Origin of the sequence: Exiguobacterium sp. BRG2 (assembly GCF_031844245.1) — a bacterium.
Classification (GTDB): Bacteria; Bacillota; Bacilli; order Exiguobacteriales; family Exiguobacteriaceae; genus Exiguobacterium_A.
This window is the reverse complement of record NZ_JAUZUW010000005.1, coordinates 53,754-78,507: the sequence shown is the minus strand read 5'-3', so window position 1 is coordinate 78,507 and position 24,754 is coordinate 53,754. Positions and strand designations below refer to the sequence as shown.

The 24,754-nt window shown below is 47.5% G+C and carries 27 protein-coding genes and 1 pseudogene; 20 read left to right on the top strand and 8 right to left on the bottom strand.

The features are described 5' to 3' along the window. Window positions 1-189 precede the first annotated feature (189 nt). From Q9R23_RS08470 to Q9R23_RS08455, 4 genes and pseudogenes are all read left to right on the top strand, one after another. A pseudogene (locus tag Q9R23_RS08470) lies at window positions 190-462 on the top strand (glucose PTS transporter subunit EIIB); the annotation flags it as partial. Window positions 463-619: 157 nt separating this feature from the next. After that, the gene (locus tag Q9R23_RS08465; protein ID WP_214853755.1) at window positions 620-1,954 is read left to right on the top strand and encodes a 6-phospho-alpha-glucosidase; all 1,335 of its coding nucleotides are present in this window, start codon (window positions 620-622) and stop codon (window positions 1,952-1,954) included. Window positions 1,955-2,038: 84 nt separating this feature from the next. After that, window positions 2,039-2,809 (top strand): MurR/RpiR family transcriptional regulator, encoded by a 771-nt coding sequence (locus Q9R23_RS08460; protein ID WP_311246849.1) that lies wholly within the window; start codon window positions 2,039-2,041, stop codon window positions 2,807-2,809. Between the two features lie 18 nt (window positions 2,810-2,827). Further along, window positions 2,828-3,316 carry a PTS sugar transporter subunit IIA gene (locus Q9R23_RS08455; RefSeq protein ID WP_234943139.1) on the top strand — a complete coding sequence of 163 codons (489 nt, stop codon included), beginning with the start codon at window positions 2,828-2,830 and terminating at the stop codon, window positions 3,314-3,316. 246 nt (window positions 3,317-3,562) lie between these two features. Here the strand turns inward: Q9R23_RS08455 and Q9R23_RS08450 are convergent, their stop codons facing one another. Then, window positions 3,563-5,026 (bottom strand): potassium/proton antiporter, encoded by a 1,464-nt coding sequence (locus tag Q9R23_RS08450; protein WP_311246848.1) that lies wholly within the window; start codon window positions 5,024-5,026, stop codon window positions 3,563-3,565. Window positions 5,027-5,186: 160 nt separating this feature from the next. On the opposite strand from Q9R23_RS08450, the gene Q9R23_RS08445 reads away from it, so the two are divergent. The 11 genes from Q9R23_RS08445 to Q9R23_RS08395 all read left to right on the top strand — a co-directional run bounded on the left by Q9R23_RS08445 (window position 5,187) and on the right by Q9R23_RS08395 (window position 16,035). Continuing rightward, window positions 5,187-6,059 (top strand): SDR family NAD(P)-dependent oxidoreductase, encoded by an 873-nt coding sequence (locus Q9R23_RS08445; protein WP_035408008.1) that lies wholly within the window; start codon window positions 5,187-5,189, stop codon window positions 6,057-6,059. Between the two features lie 222 nt (window positions 6,060-6,281). Continuing rightward, window positions 6,282-6,767, top strand: a complete 486-nt coding sequence (locus Q9R23_RS08440; RefSeq protein WP_214853766.1) for a GNAT family N-acetyltransferase — start codon at window positions 6,282-6,284, stop codon at window positions 6,765-6,767. 73 nt (window positions 6,768-6,840) lie between these two features. Continuing rightward, window positions 6,841-7,890 (top strand): oxidoreductase, encoded by a 1,050-nt coding sequence (locus tag Q9R23_RS08435; protein WP_290758436.1) that lies wholly within the window; start codon window positions 6,841-6,843, stop codon window positions 7,888-7,890. A 183-nt stretch (window positions 7,891-8,073) separates the two neighbouring features. Beyond that, window positions 8,074-9,150 (top strand): C39 family peptidase, encoded by a 1,077-nt coding sequence (locus Q9R23_RS08430; RefSeq protein ID WP_311246847.1) that lies wholly within the window; start codon window positions 8,074-8,076, stop codon window positions 9,148-9,150. Between the two features lie 136 nt (window positions 9,151-9,286). After that, window positions 9,287-10,990 carry a DUF2339 domain-containing protein gene (locus tag Q9R23_RS08425; RefSeq protein ID WP_311246846.1) on the top strand — a complete coding sequence of 568 codons (1,704 nt, stop codon included), beginning with the start codon at window positions 9,287-9,289 and terminating at the stop codon, window positions 10,988-10,990. A gap of 133 nt (window positions 10,991-11,123) precedes the next feature. Continuing rightward, window positions 11,124-11,942 carry an iron uptake system protein EfeO gene (gene efeO, locus Q9R23_RS08420; protein WP_290783863.1) on the top strand — a complete coding sequence of 273 codons (819 nt, stop codon included), beginning with the start codon at window positions 11,124-11,126 and terminating at the stop codon, window positions 11,940-11,942. A 2-nt stretch (window positions 11,943-11,944) separates the two neighbouring features. Continuing rightward, the gene (efeB, locus tag Q9R23_RS08415) at window positions 11,945-13,177 is read left to right on the top strand and encodes an iron uptake transporter deferrochelatase/peroxidase subunit (RefSeq protein ID WP_396136363.1); all 1,233 of its coding nucleotides are present in this window, start codon (window positions 11,945-11,947) and stop codon (window positions 13,175-13,177) included. Next, window positions 13,161-14,834, top strand: a complete 1,674-nt coding sequence (locus Q9R23_RS08410; RefSeq protein ID WP_290783926.1) for an FTR1 family iron permease — start codon at window positions 13,161-13,163, stop codon at window positions 14,832-14,834. The genes efeB and Q9R23_RS08410 overlap by 17 nt, the downstream gene beginning before the upstream one ends. Window positions 14,835-14,920: 86 nt before the next feature. Next, window positions 14,921-15,382 (top strand): general stress protein, encoded by a 462-nt coding sequence (locus tag Q9R23_RS08405; protein WP_311246845.1) that lies wholly within the window; start codon window positions 14,921-14,923, stop codon window positions 15,380-15,382. 93 nt (window positions 15,383-15,475) lie between these two features. Beyond that, window positions 15,476-15,841: a YciI family protein gene (locus tag Q9R23_RS08400; protein WP_311246844.1), complete on the top strand. Its 366-nt coding sequence runs from the start codon at window positions 15,476-15,478 to the stop codon at window positions 15,839-15,841. Then, window positions 15,838-16,035, top strand: a complete 198-nt coding sequence (locus Q9R23_RS08395; RefSeq protein WP_311246843.1) for an antibiotic biosynthesis monooxygenase — start codon at window positions 15,838-15,840, stop codon at window positions 16,033-16,035. The genes Q9R23_RS08400 and Q9R23_RS08395 overlap by 4 nt, the downstream gene beginning before the upstream one ends. Window positions 16,036-16,179: 144 nt before the next feature. Here the strand turns inward: Q9R23_RS08395 and Q9R23_RS08390 are convergent, their stop codons facing one another. Both Q9R23_RS08390 and Q9R23_RS08385 read right to left on the bottom strand, forming a co-directional pair. Further along, a complete protein-coding gene (locus Q9R23_RS08390) occupies window positions 16,180-16,497 on the bottom strand; it encodes a hypothetical protein (protein WP_311246842.1) in 318 nt (105 codons plus the stop codon). A 79-nt stretch (window positions 16,498-16,576) separates the two neighbouring features. Further along, on the bottom strand, window positions 16,577-17,113 hold the full coding sequence (locus tag Q9R23_RS08385; protein WP_311246841.1) for a flavodoxin family protein: 537 nt from the start codon (window positions 17,111-17,113) through the stop codon (window positions 16,577-16,579). 146 nt (window positions 17,114-17,259) lie between these two features. Here Q9R23_RS08385 and Q9R23_RS08380 point away from each other — a divergent pair, with 146 nt between their 5' ends. Beyond that, the gene (locus Q9R23_RS08380; protein WP_311246840.1) at window positions 17,260-17,928 is read left to right on the top strand and encodes a hypothetical protein; all 669 of its coding nucleotides are present in this window, start codon (window positions 17,260-17,262) and stop codon (window positions 17,926-17,928) included. On the opposite strand, the gene Q9R23_RS08375 is transcribed toward Q9R23_RS08380, so the two are convergent. After that, window positions 17,916-18,767: an alpha/beta fold hydrolase gene (locus Q9R23_RS08375; protein ID WP_311246839.1), complete on the bottom strand. Its 852-nt coding sequence runs from the start codon at window positions 18,765-18,767 to the stop codon at window positions 17,916-17,918. The two genes, Q9R23_RS08380 and Q9R23_RS08375, sit on opposite strands and share 13 nt — an antisense overlap. Before the next feature lie 113 nt (window positions 18,768-18,880). Between Q9R23_RS08375 and Q9R23_RS08370 the strand changes: the two genes are divergently transcribed. The 3 genes from Q9R23_RS08370 to Q9R23_RS08360 all read left to right on the top strand — a co-directional run bounded on the left by Q9R23_RS08370 (window position 18,881) and on the right by Q9R23_RS08360 (window position 21,180). Then, window positions 18,881-19,885, top strand: coding sequence for a helix-turn-helix transcriptional regulator (locus Q9R23_RS08370; RefSeq protein WP_214853790.1), 1,005 nt, complete (start codon window positions 18,881-18,883; stop codon window positions 19,883-19,885). A 154-nt stretch (window positions 19,886-20,039) separates the two neighbouring features. Beyond that, a complete protein-coding gene (locus Q9R23_RS08365) occupies window positions 20,040-20,366 on the top strand; it encodes a hypothetical protein (RefSeq protein WP_311246838.1) in 327 nt (108 codons plus the stop codon). Window positions 20,367-20,691: 325 nt separating this feature from the next. Further along, on the top strand, window positions 20,692-21,180 hold the full coding sequence (locus Q9R23_RS08360) for a hypothetical protein (RefSeq protein WP_311246837.1): 489 nt from the start codon (window positions 20,692-20,694) through the stop codon (window positions 21,178-21,180). Here Q9R23_RS08360 and Q9R23_RS08355 read toward each other — a convergent pair. The 3 genes from Q9R23_RS08355 to Q9R23_RS08345 are packed head-to-tail and all read right to left on the bottom strand — an operon-like array spanning window position 21,110 to window position 24,038. Then, window positions 21,110-22,084, bottom strand: coding sequence for a hypothetical protein (locus Q9R23_RS08355; RefSeq protein WP_311246836.1), 975 nt, complete (start codon window positions 22,082-22,084; stop codon window positions 21,110-21,112). The genes Q9R23_RS08360 and Q9R23_RS08355 overlap by 71 nt on opposite strands. Then, window positions 22,081-23,127 (bottom strand): DUF58 domain-containing protein, encoded by a 1,047-nt coding sequence (locus tag Q9R23_RS08350; RefSeq protein WP_056061433.1) that lies wholly within the window; start codon window positions 23,125-23,127, stop codon window positions 22,081-22,083. The genes Q9R23_RS08355 and Q9R23_RS08350 overlap by 4 nt, the downstream gene beginning before the upstream one ends. A 2-nt stretch (window positions 23,128-23,129) precedes the next feature. Further along, on the bottom strand, window positions 23,130-24,038 hold the full coding sequence (locus tag Q9R23_RS08345; RefSeq protein WP_311246835.1) for an AAA family ATPase: 909 nt from the start codon (window positions 24,036-24,038) through the stop codon (window positions 23,130-23,132). A 224-nt stretch (window positions 24,039-24,262) separates the two neighbouring features. On the opposite strand from Q9R23_RS08345, the gene Q9R23_RS08340 reads away from it, so the two are divergent. Continuing rightward, a complete protein-coding gene (locus Q9R23_RS08340; protein ID WP_311246834.1) occupies window positions 24,263-24,490 on the top strand; it encodes a hypothetical protein in 228 nt (75 codons plus the stop codon). Between the two features lie 33 nt (window positions 24,491-24,523). Here Q9R23_RS08340 and Q9R23_RS08335 read toward each other — a convergent pair whose 3' ends face one another. After that, window positions 24,524-24,739: a DUF3006 domain-containing protein gene (locus Q9R23_RS08335; RefSeq protein WP_214853815.1), complete on the bottom strand. Its 216-nt coding sequence runs from the start codon at window positions 24,737-24,739 to the stop codon at window positions 24,524-24,526. Between the last annotated feature and the right edge of the window lie 15 nt (window positions 24,740-24,754).

Sequence of the window (24,754 nt, the reverse complement as noted above, 5' to 3'; positions counted from 1 at the left end):
TTTGATAATGTCTTCTGTATATTTGAGATGGGGTATATCCACTTAGTTGCTTAATATGATTTTAAAAATGCCCCTATTAATAGTATTGAAGATAAAAGTTAGTGATATCTTTTATCTTTTTTCGCTTAGAATGTTAAACCTTAAAGCAAGTTATTTACGAAAGCAGATTACAAAGAGAAGAAATTAGGAAATACAGGTGGAAGCAGTTCTTTTGAACAATTAGCTGAATACTTTTTAGCAGATTTAGATGGCGCTGCAAATATTCAAGATATTACAAACTGTGCAACGAGATTACGTGTTTCAGTAAAAGATCCTGAAAAACTAGAAAGTGAACAAGTTTTTAGAAAACATGGAGCACATGGCTTAGTTCGAAATAAACAAGCGATCCAAATAATAGTTGGACTATCAGTTGGTCAAGTTCGAGATAAAATGGAAGAAAAGGTTAAAAGTGTTCGAAAGTAAAATAGGATGTAAGAAGGTTAAAGAAATCTCCCAATGAGTGAAACCTTTCCCATCATCTTTCCAAACTATTACGATGAAGGAAAAATCGCAGTATACTCACCTTAAAGAAATATTTATACGCTAAGACATAACAACAATAAGGAAAGAGGGACTAAAAATGAAAAAAAATTCTGTAGTAATTGCTGGTGGGGGAAGTACTTATACAGCTGGAATTGTAATGATGTTAATTGAAAATCAAGATAAATTTCCATTACGGAAATTAAAATTTTACGATAATAATAAAGAACGTCAAGATATCGTTGCGAAAGCATGTGAAATTATCATTAAGGAACGCGCTCCTAAAATTGAATTCATAGCAACAACAGATCCCGAGGAAGCTTTTACAGATGTTGATTTCGTAATGGCACATATTCGTGTCGGTGGTCTAAAAATGCGTGAACTAGATGAAAAAATTCCATTAAAATATGGGGCCGTTGGTCAAGAAACATGTGGACCTGGCGGCATGGCCTATGGTATGCGTTCAATTCCAGGAGTAATTGAATTAATTGATTATATGGAAAAGTATTCACCGAATGCTTGGATGTTAAACTACTCTAACCCAGCTTCGATTGTTGCAGAGGCAACACGTATCTTACGTCCTAACTCGAAAATCATTAATATTTGTGATATGCCAGTTGCCATTAAAAAATCAATGGCTGACATTTTAGGGTTGGAATCTGAGAATGATATTATTGAACGGTATTATGGACTAAACCATTTTGGTTGGTGGACTGAGCTTTATGATAAAGAAGGCAATGACTTAATGCCAAGATTGAAAGAACATGTAAAACAATGGGGTTATGGGGCTAAAAATGATGGGATCAATAATCCACTGCTAGCGGAATCCAGCTGGATGGATACATTTACTAAAGCTAAGGACGTATACGCTGTTGACCCGGATACACTACCAAATACGTATTTAAAATATTATTTATTCCCTGACTATGTAGTACAACATTCAAACCCAGAACATACACGGGCAAACGAAGTGATGGATCATCGTGAAAAGAATGTCTTTGCCGAATGTATACGAATTGCCGAAGCTGGCACCGCTGAAGGAACAAGTATTGAAGCCGGGGAACACGCGGAATTCATCGTTCGATTGGCAGGAGCGCTTGCATACAACACATATGAAAGAATGCTATTAATTGTTCCTAATAATGGGGCGATTGCAAACGTTGAACCAACTGCAATGGTTGAGATTCCATGTTTAGTAAGTAAAGCAGGTGTGGAATCACTATCTATTGGGACGATTCCTCAATTCCAAAAGGGATTGATTGAACAACAAGTATCAGTAGAAAAGTTAGTCGTTCAAGCTTATTTAGAAAAATCATATCAAAAACTTTGGCAAGCGCTAACATTGTCAAAGACAGTACCAAGTGCGAGTGTTGCAAAAGCAATTTTAGATGACCTTATCGAGGCAAACAAGGATTTTTGGCCGGAACTTTCTTAAGGAAAAAGGGTTTGCTAAACTAGCAGCGGGTATGAGGTGTTTTCATACCCTGTTGCCTGGTAATTAAGTTAGGAGGATCTCCTTGTGAATCTTGAAGAGTTAATTAATAAAAATTATGAGTATTTGAGTGATACTGATTTTACTATTGCTAAGTACGTTCTTGCTAATAAAGATAAAATTGGGAACATGGGTATTAATCAGTTCGCTAAAAATAGTTTAGCATCCAAATCATCTGTATTAAGATTTGCTCAAAAATTAGGTTTTAGTGGATATAGTGAATTTAAAAACTTTGTAAAATGGGAAAATGCCAGCCCAAATGAGGAACTTAAACCAAATGAATTGTTTGAACAAGTTCTTTATGATGTCAATAAAACTTTAGACTATTTAAATAGTGTGGATTTTGAACCTATTTATAAAGCAATTGATACTAGCGAAAATATTTATGTCATTTCAACAGGAATAGCCCAGAAAAATCAAGCTGCAGAACTGCAACGACTATTCCTACTTATTGGCAAACCCGTTCAAATTATTCCTGCAATGGCCCACGCAAATGAATATAGGCTTATAATTGAAAAGTTAACTTCTAAAGATTTAATTATTTTGTTTTCGCTATCCGGTGAAAATCCAAACTTACAAGGGTTACCTGATATTCCTGCAGTTAAGGGTGCAAAAATGATTTCCCTTACCAATTTTAAAAGTAATTGGTTGTCAGGACATGCTGATTTTAATTTATATGCTTCCAGTACGATGAATCCTATTCCGAAAAATTGGTGGGTACGATCTGCCTCTTCCTTTTTTATTGTGGTAGAAGCATTGGCATTTGGATACTTAGATTATATAAATAGTAAAAGATAGACATTGAGGTGTGAAATGATGTTTTTTAAGAAGAGTAAAAAAGAAAAAAATATATTCATCCATAGCCCTTTAAAGGGCGAGGTTATTCCATTAGGAAGTGTTCCAGATCCCGTTTTTTCCCAGAAAATGATGGGCGAAGGGCTAGCCTTTATTCCAACTAACGGCGAAGTTTTTTCTCCTGTAAACGGGAAGGTTACACAAGTGTTTCCTACTAAACATGCAATTGGAATGGTAACGGAAGATGGCCTTGAAATGCTATTACATTTAGGACTTGAAACAGTTGAATTAAAAGGTGAAGGATTTAATATCAAAATTAATGCTGGAGATATAGTTAGTGTTAATGACCACATTGGTACTTTTGATCTTTCCTATATTGAGGAGAAGGGAAAAGAAATTATTTCAGTCCTTGTTTTCCCGAATTTTGAAGAAAAAATCTCTGAAATGATTCCGTTAAAGTCAGATGAAGTTGAAAGTGGAACGGAAATTGCTCAATTGATTTTTAAATAACTCAAATTTCATATTTGAAAATCGATTTGTGATGGGGCTCTCAATAATTTAAGACCCAGCCAAATTCGTAGCTTGAACTGATTTTAAAAAGCGAAACGGCCTCCATTCTTGGTAAGGAAGATTCTCATGCCATAGTTGTTATTTATTTTTGACAACCTAATTCTTAGATCAAAAAGTGAATTTATTAAGTAATAATTAGCCTGTATGATACTTCCTTCATTCAGGCTTTTATTATGTTCCTCTGATCTATAATCCGAGCGACGCAATCAGCCGTCGCACGTCCTGATCCGCTTGTTTAGGTGTTAAAATCAACAGTTGATCGTCTACGAGGACACGTGTCTGACCACGCGGCGTCAGGATTTCATCTTCACGAATGATCGCAACGACGAGCACATCCTGGGGCATCTCGATATCCTGTAACGTTCTTCCGGCAATCACACTGTTTGTCGAGACCCTGACCTCGATGATCTCCGCTTGCGGATGGGTGACGGTCATGAATTTCAGGAACGGTTCGACCGTCGTGTCGGGCTGTGTCTCTAGCCCCATTCGCCGGACGATCCACGGCAAGGCCGTTCCTTGCAAAAGAGCAGACGTCATGACGGTGAAGAAGACGATATTGAAAAGAAGCGGCGCATCAGAAAGACCACTCGAAAGCGGATAGGTCGCGAGAATGATCGGAACGGCTCCACGTAGACCAGCTGCCGTGATGACACTCTGTTCTTTGACCGTGTACTGAAACGGAAGTAGCGATAAGACGACGGCAAGTGGACGAGCGAGCAGGATCAACGTCAGGACGATGACGGCCGAGACGAACAAGGTCCGAGGATCGAGTAATTGTTTTGGAAAGACGAGCAGTCCGAGCATGATGAACATGCCGATCTCTGCTAGATGCGACAAGCTACCACTAAATCGTTTGAGCGTCTCGCGGTAGATCATATCATGATTGTTGATCCAGATTCCGGTCAGATAGACGGCGAGAAACCCACTGGCGTGCAAAATCGTCGCGAGACCATACGAGAAGAGCGCCCCACTGAACAGAAGCGTCGGATAAAGGGCGGACGATGGCAACTCGATCCGGTTCAGCAGTTGCGTGACGAGATACCCGATCGCAAGACCAACTAGTGTCCCAAGTCCCATCTCGTAGATGAAGGAAAGAATACCCGCACCAATCGAGAACGATTCCGGTGCCAATGCAAACGATGTGAATAAGATCGTGAGAAAGACAGCCATCGGGTCGTTCGTTCCAGACTCCGCTTCAAGCGTATGTTTGACATTAGCATCGACCGGTCGTCCACTTAACAGAGAAAAGACAGCCGCCGCATCGGTTGAGCCGACGAGTGCGCCGATCAATAACGCGACCGGCCAAGAAAAATCAAGCAGATAATGTGCGACGAAAGCGATGATTCCTGTCGTTGCGAGGACTCCGATGGTCGCGAGCGACAGGGCAGCAGGGAGAATCTTTCGGAAATGCGTCCATTTTGTATGCAAGCCACCGTCAAATAGAATCAAGACGAGCGCCATTGTCCCATAGAGACGGGCTTGTTCAAAATCACCGAAGTTGATGATTCCTGAAACGTCGGACCCGGCGACGATACCGACAACGACGAATAGGATCAACGTCGGTACATTTAACCGGACAGCAAACTTCGTCGTGATGATTGCAATCAGTAATAGTGTGCCTGCGACGAACAAAATCGTACCTTCTTCCATCCCACCACCTCTTTCTTGATGACATGCTCTCTTCTTAGTATACGTTATTTTTTGAAAATTTCGAAAAATAATACCGAAATAAGGTGTATAAACGAATAGAAAAAGGAAAACTAGAAGCAGGACTAGTGCGTTCAAAATGGAACATCAAGGAGGAAGAGGGATGAACATCTGTATCGTCACGGGTGCCAATTCTGGTATGGGAATGGTCACGATTCAAGAATTACTGGAGCGGGGAGATCGTGTCATCGCGACCGTCCGGTCTCAGAAAAAAGCGACGGCACTCGTTCAACTGTTGCGGGAAAACGGTGTATCGCATACACAACTGGAAATCGAGATTGTGCAACTGGATCAACTTGACTCCGTCCGTCGTTTTGCGGATCGCCTGTTCGACATGGTGGGTCGAATCGACCGTTTGATCCTAAATGCTGGAGTCATGGTACCGCCGTATCATGTCACGAAGGACGGCTTTGAATCGCAATTCCAAGTCAATTACTTGAGTCACTTCTACTTGATCGAGCGATTGTTACCTTTACTCGAAAAAGGACAAGATCCGCGCGTCATCTCGATTTCCTCTCTCGCCGGTGAAGGCGGCTTGATCCGGACCGACGTCGAACTTGAGGCGATCGCGCACGTCAAAAAAGAACACTACAGCCCGATGCGTTCTTACCGCGAATCGAAGCTCCTGCAAATGATTCATATGCGTGAGCTAGCTGAAAAGCACGGCGACCGGATCACGTTCGTCAGCGTCCACCCCGGGATCGTCAATACGGATTTGTTCTATCGCGGCAAGTACGGCAAAGTGATGAAGACGTTACTCAAACCAGTCGCGCAAGTCGGATACTGGACCGGAAAACTTTATACACCGGAATACGGTGCGAAGACGGCGCTCTATCTTGCAACAACCGACGATCCACTTGACAACGGCGGCTATTATGCTGATTCCGCTCCTCGACTCAGCAATCCGATCGTTGAAGATGACGAGTACCGGGCACAAGCACGGAATTTGTCGCGCCGCTGGGTCGAATTATCCTGAACGCCAAAAAAACGACCGGCTCGTGGGAAGCAGGTCGTTTACCGTTGTGACGACTGGGGGTCAGATCACTCCTAAAGAATACGTTACATCGAAATAAAATTGTGGAATATGAAAAAAATCACAAAATAATGGGCAAACATGAAATCTTGAAGCAAAAAGGTTTTCTTCTCGCTTTGCATTCGTTAGGATAGAGAAGAATTTTTTTGTAACAGGAGGAATAACATGATACGACAAGCTACATCAAAAGACGTTCGAAACATCGCAACCCTACTTGAGCAAAAAGCGCTCTCCCTTAAAGCTGGTGGCAGTAGCCAGTGGTCAGCTTATCTTGAGCAAGACATCGAGCAACTCGTCGTGCGAGATTTAGAAGCCGGTCGCCTGTATGTCTTTGAGGATCAGAACGAGCTGCTTGGTTCCGTTGCCCTGCTTCCTTCGCTCGAATGGGATCAATCCTTGTGGGATGATGTAGAAGGTCTGTATATCCATCGAATCGTCGTCAGCGACCGCGCAAAAGGACGTGGAGTCGGTCGGAAACTGCTGGAACATGCGATTGCTGTGACAGAGGACGAAGGGGAAATCCTACGACTCGACTGTGTCGCTTCAAACGAGTTTCTCAATGCGTATTACACGTCATTCGGCTTCGTCTATCAAGGAACACGGGACGGGTTCGCGATTTACGAGTATGAACGCATCGAAGCGACGGCCTGAAGCGGTTCAATCAAGACAACGGTCGTTTCGTTTGGTATGGTAAGAGAAAAAGAACGGTTCAAGGAGTGATCGGATGCGATTGAATATCGGCTTCATCGGCTTTGGCAAAAGTACGACCCGTTACCATTTACCGTACGTGATGATCGAGGACAACTATCACGTCACCTGGATTTACAATCGGAAGGAAAAACCGGAGCTGTTCGCGTCCTATCAAAATCGACTGCCAGATGCACGTTTTACGACGGATGTGTCTGAGATGCTCGCTGACCCGGCACTTGATGTCGTCGTCATCAATACACCACCGGCTACCCATTTCGAATACGCGTTGCTCGCCTTGCAACATCAAAAGCATGTTCTCGTCGAAAAGCCGTTTACCGTGACGGAAGAGGAGACGAAGCGTTTATTTGCGGAAGCACATGCGCAAGGCGTCAAAATTCTCGCTTATCAAAACCGCCGTTACGACAGCGACTTCCAAGTCGTCGCCCAAATCATCCGTTCCGGAAAACTCGGACGACTTGTCGAAGTCGTCTCGCAGTTTGATTTGTTTCGTCCCGAAGCAGCGTCAGCTGATGCGCGCCATGAGAACGGCGCACTCTACGGACTCGGTGTTCATACGCTTGACCAAATCATCGCCTTATTCGGAAAACCGGACAAGGTCGCCTTTGATGTGCGTAGTGTTCGACTGCCGCACAATCCCGATGATGCGTTTGCGATTGATCTCTATTATCCGGAGCTAAAAGTCAGCGTTCGGACGAGTCACGTCGCGCTTGCTCCGGCACCGAGGTGGATGTTACACGGAACGAACGGTACGTTCATCAAACAACACGTCGATCGGCAAGAGCTTGATCTGAAAGCGAACTACTTCCCGGGAGAAGAGGGCTTTGGAGAGGATTCGGAAGACGATTACGGTCGTTTGATTTATCATGATGAACATGGTCACTTACAAGACGTCCGGATTCCGAGTCCCGTCGGTGATTACGGTAAAATGTATCGTGCCTTTTACCGCAGTATCGTCGAAGATGCACCGCTTCCAGTGAAAGAAGAAGATACCTTGTTTGTTGCCCACCTGCTTGAACAGGCTTTTGCGCAACCGTCTCCTTATATCTTGACGATCCAAAATTAAATTTTAATTTGATTGCAGGTTGATGACAACTCGACTGTGCCTATAGGCATGGTCGGTTTTTTTTGCTATAACGAATGAGTACATCCCTTATTTTTCAGATTTTTCTAAAGAAATGTTGATTATTTTTTCAAAAAGTTGGGAAAAGGGGAATGTCTCATCAAATCTAAACATAGGGGGTCTATCATGAAACGATTCTTATCCGCATTGCTCGTAGCGGCTGTTATCGTTGGGGTACTCAGCCCTTCGTTGATCGCTGAGGCCGCGACGAAGTTGACCGTGACGACGGAGGTCTTGCGTGTCCGCGAAAAACCGTCGACATCGAGTAAGATTCTCGGTAACGTCTACAAAGGGAACGTCTACACTTCAAAGGGAACATCCGGCAGCTGGTATAAAATCAGCTACAAATCCCGTACCGGCTACATACACAAGAACTACGTCAAATCGTCCACTTCGAAATACACGTCGACAGGAACGAAGTATACGACGGTCGGCACACTCAACGTCCGGACGGGCGCTGGTACGAAGTATAAGGTCGTGGATCAATTAAACAAAGGCGTTGCGGTTGCGACATATGGCACGTCAGGGAGCTGGACACGGATTCTCTATAAGGGAAGTTACCGTTATATCTCGACGCAGTACGTATCAAAGTCAAAGCCATCAACGTCGACGAAGCAGTTAAACGTCCCGTACTACAACCAATATTCACTCGGATATCCGTCCGGTTGTGAGTTCGTCTCGTTGAAGATGGCACTCGAGTACAAGAAAAAAGCCGTCTCTGCTACATCACTCTACAATCAAATGCCGAAAAGCATGAAAAATGCGACGTATAAAAACGGGAAGTATTACTGGGCAGATCCACAAAAGATGTTCACAGGTAATCCCGCTGGAACGCTCGACTACTACAAGAACTGGGGAATCTATCCGAAAGGAATTCTACCTCTCGCGAAAAAATACCGCAGCGGGTCCGTTGATATCTCAAAACAAGGTGTTTCAAAGATTGAGAGTGAGATCCGTAGCGGAAACCCGGTCATCGTCTGGGCAACGGTCGATTTCAAGAATCCATATGGCTACTTCTCATGGATTAAACCGGACGGCAAAACATTCACAGGTTACCGGAACTATCACGTCATGCTCGTGACGGGTGTCTCAAGCGGTTCGTTCTACGTTTCGGATCCATACCGCGGCAAGTACAGTGTCAGTCGCTCGCAGTTCACGTCCGTCTTCAATCAGACAGGACAATATGCGTTATCTGTTCGTTAAACGCTCAACCGGTCGCTTCCACGCGACCGGATTTTTATTTTCAGGCGTATTGATACGAAAACTACTGTAAAATGAAGGAGTTCACCTGCTAGGTGTGTAAAAGAATGACAATGTATCCATGAAAGGAAGTGAAGAGATGGAAGATCCACGGATCACGCGTCTCGAGCAGGAGGTCGCTGCGTTACGCCAACGCGTGGCTGCCCTTGAAGGACAGCACACTTCGCCTGTCGCCCCTGAACCGAGCGAACCAGAAGTAAGTACGGTCGCCCGCCCAGCCCCGCGTCCTGCCTTTACGAAACGAAAGCCGGTTGTTCCTCAACCAACATTCAAGGAAAAGCGCTCCCGCGAAGACTGGGAACAGGTCATCGCAACTGTCTGGTTACCCCGAATTGGAGCGATATTCGCCGCACTTGGAGCTTTGTTCCTCTTCTCCTACGCCTCGGTTGCCGGTCTGATCAGTCCGCCTGTCCGCATCGGAAGTGGGGTATTGATCGGTTTACTCGTCATCGCCCTTGGAGAATACCAGTATGAGAAGAAGCGACGTGAACTTGGGGTCGGACTCGTCGCGACCGGTACGATCGTCGCTTTGGCGGCATTGTTCGCCGGAATGGCCTTATATCAATTCTATCCACCGTCATTAGCTTTCTTACTTGAGCTCGTCGTCGTTTTCATCGCGTACGGTCTGATGCTTTGGATGCGATCGCAAGCCTTGCTCGTCCTCGTATCCATCACCGGCTTCTTATTACCGTATCTACAATTATCGGACGACCCGAACTTACCGCTCTTCTTATTGTACGAAGTCGTCTTGTTCGCAGCGATCTTCTTTGCGGTTGACCGACTGAAGGCCAAAAAAGCGTTCGTCTTCGCTTGGGTGATCTTTACGATCGCACTCGCGTTCGGTCTACTCTCGTTAGAGCTCTACTGGCTTGATGAACAGGTACCACGACTTGATGAATGGTCTCTCTTACTTGCGACATTCTTCGGCTACGGTGCGACTTCCTTCGTCGGAAAACGGATTCAGTTTGAGAAGAACGTCCCAAGTTGGCTCGCTGGGGGTGTCGTCTTACTGACGTTACTGATCCTCGACTGGTCGTTCGGTACGCTGATCGCGATTCTGTTCGCTGGCACTGCCTACCTTCTCGCTGAACGATTGAAGGATCCCGCTCAAAATGGTGTCGGTCACGTCGCCTTACTCGTCACCGTCCTCTTGATTCCGGCAGATGCCCTCAGCTGGACGTATCAACTGCGCTACTTTTTGATTGCCGGTTTGATTGCTGCATTCTGGTTCGTTCCACGAGCGCGGATGCCACACCAACGGTTATTTAACGTCGGATTGTATGTCGTCTTCATCTTCTCGGCTGTCGTTGACTATGAAACCTATCAAAACCTAGGTTTATCCTACGCCTTGACCGTTCTAGCGATGGTCCTAGCTTCGACAGCGTTTGTCTTACTCCTCGTTCAGACACATCGTGATCCGGGCTGGAAAGGGTCGTGGCAACTCGTACTTGTCCTAGCGGCGATCGGCGTCTTTACGACCTATACGTTGATCATCATGGAACTACCGTTTTATCGTGGTCTTGAAGAGACGGCACGTAGTACGACGTTATCCGCGGCTTATATCGTCCTTGCCCTCGTGCTCGTCGCGATCGGTCGGATGCGGACGTCGTCGACGTGGCGGTTGTCCGGGTTGTTGCTCCTGACGATCAGTGCCGTCAAGCTTTTATTGTTTGACTTGTCATTCCTCACCTTGTTCCAAAAAGCGTTCGTCTTCATTGGCTTTGGAATCGTGACGTTCATCATTTCACGGACCTATTTCAAGAAACGAAAAGAAAATGCCTGACAAAGCGCTTGGATTGGTCAAGAATGACCAGTTCAAGCTTTTTTTATTGTGCAAAAAATTTATTGATAACGATTATCATTGTCGTCTATACTGATGAAGGAACTGACTTAATTAGTAATAGGGGGAACCATACATGAAACAAGCATTATTGATGACAGGCGCACTCGCGGTCGTCTTAGCAGGTTGCAGTGAAGCAAAACAAGCGGAAAAACCAGCACCGAAAAAGGCGAATTTCGATCAGGTCGTCACCGATTACCGGACGTATGCGATCAATGAAATCGATACGTTCGTTCGTGAGACAGAAAAATTCACCGATGCCGTTCAAGCAGGCAAACTGGAAGAAGCAAAAGCGTTGTACGCACCGACGCGGATGTATTACGAACGCGCGGAACCGATCGCGGAAGTGTTCGGTGATCTCGATCCGAAAATCGATGCGCGAGCAGGCGATGTCAAAGCGTCGGAGTGGGGGGGCTACCACCGGATCGAACAAGGGTTGTTTGAAAAGGGAACGACAAAAGGCTATGAAGCGTACGCGAAACAATTGATGAAAGACGTCCACTTACTGCGGGCGAAGGTCGAGACGGTCGAAGTGACACCGGAGTTACTCGTCACGGGGGCGACCGATCTATTAAACGAGGTCTCGACGTCAAAAGTGACAGGGGAAGAAGACCGTTATTCGCATACCGATTTATATGACTTCGCGGCAAACGTCGAAGGGGCTGAAAAGATCTACGAACTATTGAACCCGGCATTGAAAAAACAAGATGCGGCGTTATCAAAAGAGATTGCAGCTCGCTTCAAGGATGTCCACGCGTTACTCGATGCGAAGAAACAGGGTGACGGCTTCGTCCTCTATACGAGTCTCTCGAAACAAGACGTCAAGCAGATGAGTGTTGCCATCAATGAACTCGCGGAACCGCTCTCGAAGATGGGCATCGTACTGGAGGGATAAGCATGAAACCAATCCAAGAAGGCGTCACGCGGCGTGACGTCCTGAAGGTCGCAGGCTTGACGAGTCTCGGAGCCGCCCTATATGCCAGCGGTCTTGAGAAGTTTCTTCCGCGGACATTAACTGTCGAAGCAAGTGATCAAGAGCCGTTCTACGGGACATATCAAGCGGGAATTCTGACACCACCACAAAATCACGTCCAAGTTGTCGCCTTTGATATCAAGACGGAGCGACGCGATGAACTCGTTTATTTATTAAAGCGCTGGACACGGTTGTGTGCCCGACTTGCGGCTGGGTTACCATATGGCGATTCCGACTCCCGTTACGTCCCACCGGAAGATACGGGGGAAGCCGACGGATTATCGGCCGGTCACTTGACGTTTACGTTCGGGTGCGGTCCGAGTCTGTTTGACGGTCGCTTCGGCATCCGTCATAAGCGACCGGAGGCGCTTAAACCGTTGCCGACGTTCGATCTCGATCGTTTAGATGAAAAATGGGGCGGAGGCGACCTCGTCGTCCAAGTTTGCGGTGATGATGCGCAAGTCGTCTTCCATGCAATTCGTAACCTCGTCCGTGTTGGGCGCGGAACGGTCGCGATGCGTTGGTCCCAAGCTGGTTTCCAGCGCAGTAAAGCAGCAGATGCCTCTGGCGGGACACCGCGCAATCTGTTCGGCTTCAAGGACGGTACGGGAAATCCTGACGTCTCGAATAAACAGGTCCGGAAAGAAGCACTCTTTTGCCAGTGGCAGGACGGGACGCCATGGTTGACGAACGGCTCGTTCCTCGTTGTCCGTCGCATTCAGATGCATCTCGAAGTCTGGGACCGGACGATCCTAAAAGAGCAAGAACGGACCTTCGGGCGCGAACGTGCTTCCGGGGCACCACTTGGCTCTACAGACGAATTCGCTTCCGTTACACCATCGAAACGGCAAGAACGGGGCGAAGCTGCTTTACCCGTTGACTCGCATACGGCTGTCGCGCACGGAGACGGGAAGACAGCCATCTTACGCCGTTCCTACTCGTATCAGGACGGCATCGATGAAAAAACGGGTGCCCTCGACGCTGGACTACTCTTTTTATCGTATCAGCGCTCGCCAAAACAATTTATCGAGATTCAGCGTCGTCTTGCCGCACAGGATCGACTGAATGAATACATCACGCACCGTGGAAGTGCCATCTTCGCCTGCTTCGGTGGGATCTCGAAAGGAGGCTACATCGGTGATGCGTTATTTGCGTAATCTTGTCCTTTTACTTGTACTCCTTGTAGCCGGTCAACACGCGATGCCTGTCCAAGCTACTTCGACGGATGATCTCTATGTCGCAATCGGACAAGCTTTGTCTGCCGTCGCAAGTGAAGATCGCGCGGCACTGAATCAAGCGATTGATGAACTAGGACAAGCTGCTCAAGACTTAGCTGATCAACAAGCGGCAATCACGAAAGCTGTCAAACAGGTCGATGCGAAACGGTCGGCAGCGTTTCCGGAAGTCCGCGAGCAACTGACAGCACTCTCTGCTGCCGTCCGGAAGCAAGAAGAAGCTACTAAACCGAAGACAGATCCGGTCGCGAAAGCAAAGGTGAAACAATTGCTTTCATTGACGAAAGAGATGCGGCAGGTCAAAGCGAGCGACCGTCCGGCAGCGGAGCAACGATTGTTGACCGCATGGGCGACGCACGAGAGTCTTGTCCGAAATGACAGTGTCGGTCACTATGGCAACATCGAGATGGCGCTTGCCTCGATTCGGATCGCCGCGGCGCGAAAGCCTGCGGATACGAAGGAGTGGAAGACGGCACTTGATCAATTCGATACGGCCGTTCAGTCCTTCCTTGACGGAGAACAAGTCCAAGCGAAGAAAACAGGACTGCAGTCACTGCTGACACCGCTTGAAGAGGCACAGACCGCGCTTGCAGCAAGTGATTTGCCGCAAGCGAAGCTGGCACTCGAATCGTTTCTGAAGACCTGGCCGCGAGCCGAAGGCGAGGTCCGGACACGAAATGAAGGTCTCTATTCCCAGCTTGAATCAGACGTACCCTTGCTACTTGCTCGGCTGACGCCGGAAACGCGGCAAAAAACGGCACAAGAACTCCAGTCGTTCGAGAATGCTATTGCACAATTACAAACAAAGACGCATTATACGTTCATCGACGCGATGCTCGTGATGCTCCGGGAAGGTTTGGAAGCATTATTAATCGTCAGTGCACTTGTTGCCTTTGCACGGAAAAGCCGAACCAAACAAGAAGGTAAGGTCTGGGCAGGTGCCGGACTTGGTCTGATCGCAAGTGGTCTGTTAGCCCTCATCCTGCAGACCGTCTTTCAAGCCTCATTCGCAGCAACAGGTCGCGAACAAATCGAGGGCTACACGGGAATCGTCGCGGTCGTCGTCATGTTATTCGTCGGTTACTGGTTGCACTCGAAAAGCGCCGTCGCGAAACGCAAACACTTTTTGTCGACGCTCTCAACGACGTCCTTGTTCTTCGTCAGTTTCTTGACGATCTTTCGGGAAGGTGCCGAGACGTTGTTATTCTACATCGGAATGGCACCAGCGATGACGAAGACTGCCTTGTTGTCCGGGATTGGTCTTGCAATCGTCATCATCGGACTCGTCTCGTATGCGGTCATCCAAATCGGTGTTCGTTTACCGATCCATCGTTTGTTCCAAGTCGCGTCGTGGTTGATTTATCTGATGGCATTCAAGATTCTTGGTACGAGTCTGCACGCGTTGCAGCTGACGAACGTCTTACCGATCCATCCGATCAATGGACTCGGAACCGCCGGCTGGATCGGCTTCTATCCGACGATCGAGACACTCATCCCGCAAATCGTCCTGATGATTTTGATTGCGATGTTTACGATTTGGCAAAAGCGGCGTGCATCTTCAATCCAGACGGCTGCTTAATCCATTTTTCAATTTCAGGTTTTAACTATTATGTTTCGGGTATAACTTCTTATCAGCAGCTTGCTGCATGAAGGAGAGGGATTTTTATGCTTGAAACGCGCATCGTACGAAACATGACCGCTGTCGACGCAGAAGTGACGAGCCTTAAATCAAGTGGTTATTCGAATAAACAGATCTACATCTTTGCGAAAGACGAAGAACTCGCCGAACGCATCGCGAACGATACGCAGACGTTACCGTATCGCGTGACGAAGAAGTCGTTCTTCGAGACCTTATTATCAGCCGTCCGGAGTAACCGGAAAGACCGGATCGCTCAGTTGTCCGAGCTTGGTATGACGAAGGATGTCGCCGAGGACCTAGAAGATGAAGTCCGACACGGTCGGATTGTCATCGTCGGTTCGAAGTCTGATTTACTGAATCCAGTGTTTGCGGCATCGTATGTGGCGGATGAAGCAACCGATTATGGTGCTGGCGTCCCGAAACTCGAAGATGAGGAAACGACAACAACGTTACCAGCCGATCAAAATGTCAAATTAAAAGATGAATGATACGTAAGCCTCCTGTTTCTCAGCATAGAGACAGGAGGCTTTTGTTTAACCTTCTCTTGGAAGGGAATGGAAAGGGTGAAAGGAGGAAAGACGATGCAATTCTTATATGTTGGTTATTACGATGCAGACCAGATGGATGCTTTATCAAAGGAAGAGATTGACGCCTTGATGTCGCGTTGTGATGCGTTGATGAACACCTTTAATAAACAAGTGAACGTTTTATCAGACTGGCACCCGGGTCTAGCGACACAAACACTTTACTGGCGAGATGGTGTCGTGCAGACGAATGATGAACCAGATCGCTCGAGTGGGGAGCAAATCGGCAGTTTGATCGTCTTTGAAGCACGTGATTTGGATCATGCGATGGAACTAGCTTTCCTTCATCCGACGACTCAAGTCGCAGAAGGGGAATCTTACGGTTGGCGAGCGGAAGTTCGACCGTTATCAGGTACCTCATGATGTATGGATTATGGACGACATTTACGACTCAAAACGGACAACGCGACAACGTCATTGCCCTGTTGCTTGAAGCTGCGGCTTCTCTTGCGACGCATCCGGGCTGCCTGCACTACATCATCAGCCGTTCTGCGAGCCAGATGTTTTGCATGTTCGCGAAATTTGGACGGATGCGGCTACTCATCAAGCATCCTTAACGTTACCGGTGACGCAGCACTTGATTACGCAAGCGCGTCCGTTACTTGAACATGTTGAACGTGTACTGGAAGATCAACCGCTCGGTGGCAAAGGACTCATATAAATCAAAACCCCTTCTCTCATCGAGAAGGGGTTGAATGCTGTTAGGTTGCCTTCCACTCGATATCGATGACGTCCGACGCTCGCACCATTCGGCGCATACCTGTCGATGTGACGAGTTCAATCGTTCCGCGGTCATGAAAAATCGCTTGGATCGAACCGGATACCGTATCCAGTTGTTTCAATCGGACGTGGACCGTCTGTCCGGTCCGGATTGCACGTTCCATGATGTGTTGCAAGGAGAGGCGATCACGAACAATCGTCTCTTCGCGTGATTGATACAAATGTTCAAGATGAAGGATATGCTGGCGTGAAGTCAGTTGTTTCCACTTGCGATTCGATCGTTTTTTAGATGCGAACATGGCTGACCACCTCCTGAATTGAGTCGTACGCTAGACAGTCGTGCGCTCTGCTTCAGATAATTCCCTTCACGATCCGTGCTTAAACACGTGCACCTGACATTTTTTCACGAAACGCCTCGATGGCCACAATTGCTTCTTGATCGTGCTCGACCTCACCCGGTGCATTCCCTTCGGCAAGAATCGCTGTCTCAAGCGTCGCACCGAGGAACGACGCGATATGTTTGAACTGCGTGACGAGTGCTTGTCCTTTGAGGCGCGGATCGTCTCCACCGACGGCAATCAAGTGGAATCGTTTCCCCGCCATTCGGCTTTTGAAGTCAAGTTCTTCGTCGCGCAATGACTCGCTGAATCGGTCGATGAATAATTTCATCTTCGTCGACATCGAGTACCAGTAAATCGGCGTGATGAACAGGATGTCATCGTGTTCAAGCATCGCTTCGACGATTCGGCGATAGTCATCACCGATCGGCAAAAAGCCTCCATGATGACGGCGGTCTTCGATCGGCTGAATCGAGACGTTCGCCAAATCGACAGCAACATGAGGGATGCCTTTCAATGCTTGTTCCCCGAGCCATTCACTGTTTCCTTTACGTGAGCTACCATAAATCGTATACATATCGTGCATCTCCTTTTGAATTCGATTGTTTTATTCTATTCCAAACTTCACTGTCAATACACCGATATGCTCACAATTGGTTTTGAATAAGGGTTTTGCGGAAAAAGACAAGAAGACGAAAAAACAAATGGGGGAGGAACAGTCGAATGGAGAGAAGTACGCTCATTGCGCTAGAAAAACACTTATATGCCATCCACCTCGAAATGGATGGACTGGCGCGGCTGATTACGAAACAATTGATTCATTTGAGCCAAGTGGCTGCATCCGTCGAACATTTTCGGCGGATGAGCTTTGATATCTATAAACATCGGACGTCGCTCGAACAGATTCCGTCACAAGTCTTATATGAGACGGCTCTCGATTACGAAGATTGGCTCGAGGAAGAATTTGATGAGATTCCTGCTAATTGGCAACTGGCGACGAAAGAAGAAGAGGCACTCGAGCAGCTCTGGTGGTTCGAGTTCTCACGGATTCTAGCGGAACTCGAAGAATGGCTCAGTCTTTATCTGATTCGCCGAATTCGAGAAGATGTCCGCTATATGCCACCGGTGATCGAGAAGAACGCCTACGCCTTGTCGGAAGATGCCCGACACGTCTTTTGGCGACTTTTACAACGTTCCGTCGCGAAGCCTTCATCAAAAATCAAGGCCAATCAATTATCGTGCCGAATGGGGATCGCCGAGATCGCCCGCTGTGCCCGCCTCAATCAAGATCGAACACGTCGTGCGATCGGTGAACTGAAGAACCGGGGACTGGTTGCGATCGAGGAGGACGACGAGAAGTTGAAGATGCGGCTTCGGCTTCAAGTCATCTGATTGAAGGCGATGAAGCGTTCAATCATGCGTTCATCCCAACGCGCGGATGGACCAATCCAAATGAGATGACCGGGGCTCTTCGATTCGATGAACTGTGCATGCGGAATGCTTCGTCGAGCGTGTTCGGCGTGTTCGAACGGAACAGCACGGTCTGACTTTGAATGGACGATCAAAACCGGACACGTGACGGCTTTGAGTCGCTCTTGTCCTAAGTCTTGCGTGATATCGAACAACACACCCCGTCCTGGACCATTTTGAAGACCGACCTCATATAACAACGAAGCATCCGTCTCACTGATGTGAGTACGGATTGTTTCGCGTGGTAAGAGACTCGTCATCTCGACCATCCGAACGGCCGCTTCTTCAGGAAACTTCCGAATTTTATCCTTCACATACGCCCAAATCCCCCATTGAATGAACTGCAAGGGACGCTGCAAGACCGGTTGGATGAGTAGGCGATGATAAGGAAGTGAAATCCGATGCGTCATCGCACACGCTAAGACGAGGGCATGAACGCCCGTATCCATTCCGGCAAGGGCGATCGCCGTCGGTCCTCCGGCTGAGATGCCGTAAACGGTATAGTGTCCGATTTGACGGGATGCGAGCCACCCGGCGTAAAATGTCGCGAGCGCCTCTGGATTATCTGCGAGTTGAAGTGGTGTTCGCCCATACCCCGGACGCGATGGTACGATGACACGATACCCTGCAGCAATCAATTTCTCGACATGGTAGATTTCCCGATAATCCGACTGCGTCCCATGAATTAAAAGAATGACGGGACCGCTTCCGCTATCCCGGTAATCAAAGCGCTGACCGTTCCATTCTGCGATACAATGCATCCAAATTCTCCTATCTCTTAATATTTACCATTTTATTGTTAATCTAATTCTCTTTTTCATGTATACTGTAAAGTATAACCAAACCATTGTGACTTAGGAAATGAGGATGCGTAGTGTCAAACGAAAAATTAACAAACCGTGACCGCTTACTTGCTGTACGAGAAATCTTCGAACGTCAGTCGGATGAAGATCATACGTTGACGCTTGAGGAATTAAGCATGGAACTCTCGAAACGAGGCTTAATCGAGAAGCTATCCCGAAAATCGTTAAAGGATGATATTGCAGCACTTGCCAAATCAGGCTTCGACGTCGTGGCGGAAGAGACGAAGAATGGACTTGCCATTCCGTATCATCTCGTCAGTCGTCCTTTTGAACATCATCAGCTCCGATTGCTCGTCGATGCCATCGCTAGTGCGAAGTTCATCTCGGAAAGTGAGACAACAGCTCTCGTCAAGACGCTTCAATCCCTGACGAGTGATAAGATGGCGGAGTCACTTCAGCCGGTCCTACATACTGTCAAAAAACCAAAAGGGATGACATCCCGCTCAATCGATACGATTCAGAAAGCAATCAGCGAAGGTTTCGTCATCAGCTTCCAGTACCAAGGGAAATTCAATGAACGGACGCGAAAGTTCGAGTTACGCAAGGATGGCGAGCATTATCTCGTTTCACCAGCACACCTATTGATGGATAACGGAAATTACTATTTGATCGGAAGAGACGAACGGATCAAAGAGATTCGAACGTATCGGGTCGACCGAATCGTTGATTGTAAAGCATTCGAACCGATGGAAGAACCGGTCTATGTCGAGCCAAGTTACTTAAGTAATATGTTCAACATGTATGGAGGAGAGAACGAGCAATTGACGCTTAAATTCCAGGAGAGTCTGATGCCGACCGTCGTTGACCGGTTCGGGACCGATATCCGTTGTCGTCGTCTCGATGACCTCTGGTTCGAGGTTAAGGTCGATGCGCTCTTTTCTGACGGCTTCATGATGTGGCTGATCCAGTTCGGCAACCAAGCAGAAATCATCGCACCTGTCGAACGCCGAGAGGCATTCAAGAATAAAGTAGCGGGTCTTGCGACGATGTACCAAGTCGAAACACCTGCTCTTTAAGAGGTAAAGCAAGGTTCATTTGACCATGGATCTTGCTTTTTTAATGATTGAATAAAAAAATGTCGTTTTTTGTCGGATATTCATATTTGAATATTTTAAGCGAATAGTTCCAGTTACTATTATAGGTATCTGATACTTATGTAGGAGGAACGACATGCAACAGATGGAAAAAAGCCGATCAAACGGGATGCGGAAATTAGGTGCTTTCCTGTTCTTCGTTTGTTTATCCTATACATCTTGGTACTTATTCTCACTTTTTGTCTTTCGTCTCGTGTTACCAGAAGATGTCATGACATCACTCGATATCGTCGCGTTCGGATTCAGTCCGGTTATCGCTCTTGTTGTCACCATCGGATCGCTACGTTTGATCGAACGGCGCATGAAACCTAAATTTATCCCCCTTTTATTCATCGGGTATATGCTTTCAACAAGTGTTTTGATCTATTATTCAGTTGCCTACGCGCTTCTACCCAGACTGTAACTTGCAACTCCTAAGCAATTGGCATATGCTACGCTTATAGCTTGCTAGGTAAGGGGGGATACGATGAACGCACAGTATATCCTCGACTGGATGCCGCTCGTGATTCCTGTCGGTGCCATCGTCTTTATTGTCGTCATTGCGCGTAAGGCTTCAAAAATCGATGCTGAAAAGTAAGAAGACTCCAGCTAGGGAGTCTTTTTTTATCGGGTTCCGTTGACACTTTATTTACGCGATTTCCCTATTGTTCGAAAACATAACGCCACACATTTAATGGTATAAAGAAACTAGGTGAAAGACCTAATATCAGGAAACCATGGATGGACGGATGAGCCAAAGAACCGTCATGACTTTACTTGCACTCAGTCTACTGCTTACGGTGTGTATGTTGAAAAAATCGACGTTGACGCCAAAAGCTAGTACCATCGATCTCACCATCGCTGTCGTCGGAACGGCTCCGGTTCTTACACAATCTCCGGACTTCCACTCAATTGATCTGCAGGAAATCAAAGGAGATTTACGTCAATATGACGCCGTCATGATCATGCCGGAGTACTTACATAAGGCAGCGGGACGTGACTATGCCTCCGTCTACCGGAAAGCACATATTTCATTTTTCTTCATCGGCTCTCAAAAATCCATCGAACCGTTTCTTAATCCGAGTCTCTCCTATGAGGGAAGCCTCAATCAATTGATGCGCACTCAATGCGACAAAAAGCCCTTACTCCACGAGCAAGGGCTTTTTGTTAACGTTCGATTTGTTCGCGTACTTGACGCCGGAACGTTTGGATATCATAGGCGGGTTCGCTTGTGCTGAATTCAATCCCGTCGATTAAACGCGCATTGGATGACGCATCCGGGAACTCAATCCGCATCAACCACTCAAGCGTCGTCTCCTCATGACGTCTTGGGAAGGCTTGTTCAAGTTGCGAAGCAATCTTCAGCAGCGGGTGATGACTATAACGTTTTGGAGCATGCGTTCGTACCTGTTTGGAACGTTTGACAGTCTGTTCCATTTCAATCGGAATGATTTTTCGCTTCCGGATGACGTACAGCGTGATTGCAACGAACAGTACAGTCACGATTGCCGTCACGATCCAAATCCAATGTGACGTTCCCGCTTGGACCGTTGCTTGTTTGACGTCTTCCACGCTTTTGATGTTTTCAAGTCCCATTGCGCGGTTCGTCATGTTGTCCGCTTTTCGTCCGAGTGGCTCCGTCCAAAGGAAGAGGGAGCCAAATGCTTCAAACAGCGGTCGGATCGAATTCGTCACGGACCCTACGAGTGCTTCCTTCGTCAATCGAAAAAGACCGGCTAAAAGGAGCCCTAACGTCAGCATCAGACCAACTGTTGAGAAGATACGTCGCCATTCTGTCATATAGGTGACGACGAATGGATACGCGACGACAAGGAAGAGGAGCAAAAAGGCACCAAGCGGTGGAGTCACACCTGGGAATAGAATCATCACGCCACCGACGATCAGTCCACTTGCGGCGTAACGCCAAGCTGACTCGACCGTATCAAGAAATGCGGTCCAGGCGACGAAGATAAGAGCTAAAATACAAGCAACCGGAGATAGAATGAACAGTAATCCCGCTGCGAGTAGCTGTAGTCCAATCCGAAGCGAGCGGTGCGGCACGAAGGCAAGTGCCGGGAAAACGAGTGCTAGATAGAACGGAACGGGTAACAGACTCGCTAGGAAAATCCACCAGAGAATCATGCGCTCACCCCTTTCTGCCGATGACCGAGATGGATCTCTGCCGTCGTTGACGGAACGCTCCGTTGTAAGCGTTTCGTGAAATAGCGGCGCTCGAGTGGTAAGTCATATTCCGAGATCCGGGCAAGACATTCCATCGTCCGCAGGAACTGATGTTTCCCCGTACCGGACGGGACATGATACCACTGACCCGTTCGATTGACCATCGAGATCCAAAGACTGTAGGAAGCGCCTTGTTTTTCGAGTTCGCGGATGATTGTTGCGGCACGCGATAAGAGTTTCTCGAAGTCAGAGCGGAGGGCGAGCCCATCTGCTGACAGACCATCGACGATCACGGCATAATCATGATTACGTTTCCGATCATATTGATACGAATACAGTTCGTTTGTCTTTGCATAGGCAGACCAATAAATCGATTTCGCGTCTCCGGAATAGGGAACGACTGAATGAAAACTCGAACGATCCGAAAACGGACTCGAACGATCAATCGTCTCACCCGGAATCATCCGCTCGTTCCACTCGACGGACGCTGGCGCGAAGTCTGGGAAGACATGCCCAAGTTCCTGGATGTCGAGCGTGATATAGATCGTCATCAGATGAAACGGATCCGAGATCATGATGTCAAACGATTGAATCCGAATTGTTCCTCGCTGTGCAGCGATGACATCGATTGAAAACGGGACGATCGTCTGTTTACCGACATACATGTGTTGACGCCAAAACTGACTACTCGCGTCAGGAAGCTTGATTTGATCCCCGAGAAGACCGGAAATCGTAATCCGTCCAAGCGGTAACTTCGTCGGATTCGTCAGCTCGAACGGAATCTGGATCGCTTCTTCTCGGAAAGCACGGACTGTCTCAAGGAGGCGGACGTGGATTCGCTTCGCGACGTATTCAAGATAATAGGGCATCACCCAGCCGTATATCGTATAGGCAAATAATAAAGCCGCCATCCAAACAGGACCATAGAGTCCGACGATGATCCCACTTGCGCCCGTCATGGTGAGAATGATGAGGTTAAAGGCTTTTGGTGTGATCAATTGCATGATTACACCTCAGTCGGAACGGTGAGTGAATCGAGCACCTGCTGGACGAGACGTTCGTTCGACAACTTCAGCGTCGCTTCAAGTGTTAGGACGAGTCGGTGAGCGAGAAGCGGCGTTGCTAAGTGTTTGACGTCCTCTGGTGTGACGTACGTCCGCTCTTGCATCCAAGCACGCGCTTTTGCTGCCTTTAAAAGAGCGAGTGTCGCTCGTGGACTTGGTCCAATCTCAACGTCACGATGGGCGCGGAGTGCATCACAGACATCAAGTAAGTAATTTTCGACGCTGTCCTCAATCGAGACCGCAACCACTTCCCCTTTCCAGTCGTTGAGTTGTTCAAGTGGAATGTGTAGATCGGCTGCGGTCAGATGCGCTCCATGTAACAATGCTTTTTCCGCTTGACGCGTCAAGGGAGCGAACGACAACTTGAACAAGAAGCGGTCGAGTTGCGCATGGGGGAGCGGGAATGTGCCGTGTCCGTCGAACGGGTTTTGTGTCGCGATGACAAGAAAGTGTTGGGGTAGCGTATACGACATATCACCAATTGTCACTTGCGCCTCTGCCATGGCTTCAAGGAGAGCGGACTGGGTCCGTGGAGTCGTTCGGTTGATCTCATCAACGAGGACAATGTTGGCAAACAGCGGACCAAACCGTTGTTCGAACGACCCAGTGAGTGGGTTGAACAGCTCCATTCCGAGTAAATCCGTCGGTAACGTATCTGCTGTACATTGAACACGTGAGAATTTTGCATCGAGTGTCTGCGCGAGCGCTTTTGCTAGTGTTGTCTTACCAGTCCCGGGACGGTCTTCGAGTAAAATATGCCCCTCGGCAAGTAAACCAATCAACAAATGATCAATCACATCGTCCTGACCAAGGACGGATTGCTTAAGTGATGTCCGTAACGTTTGAAACATAAATGATTCCCCCTTTAAGATGCTTTGTATCTCTAAAGTGTACGAAAATTCAGAAAAAATCGCTAGTGATTTTCCTAAAACGATTGGTCTAGAAATACGTCTACCTTTTATACTACCATTATCATCCAAAAGTTTCGTGAAATATCAAAAACATTGAAACAGGATTAGGAAGTCATTGATCGAATAATGTATTTAGGGTTGCTAAGATAAGGAGGAATGGACTCATGAAACCATACACTACGGAATCCGATACCACTCCAGTCGTTCAACATGACGTCGTCCATAGTCCGCTCGATGATTACCAACGCGTCGTTTCCGGAGGTCCCCCGAATTGTCGTGCCTTTGCCGCGATTCGTCGACTCCCAATCGGATTACGTTTGCTTACGTATACGCTTGGTTTCTTATTCACAGCAAGCATCCTCACTGGACTCATCATCAGTCTACTTGATTAAAAAAGACTCCCTCAGCGCACCGAAGGAATCCCATCATTCTTCAAAGAGATCATCCATCAGCTCGGTGATCTCTTTTTTACGCACGTTCGTCTCATCGCGTAAGATTCGAATCGAGCGTCCGCTCCAATCGAGTCGGTCGCCAATCGTCGCTTGGCGCGGTAAACGACTTTTCGGTAACGTGATCGTCTCACGGTCGTCGGTCTCACAAATTGCTAAATCATCTTCAAAATCAGCTACGGTCAATCGCATCTGATACACCTCCGC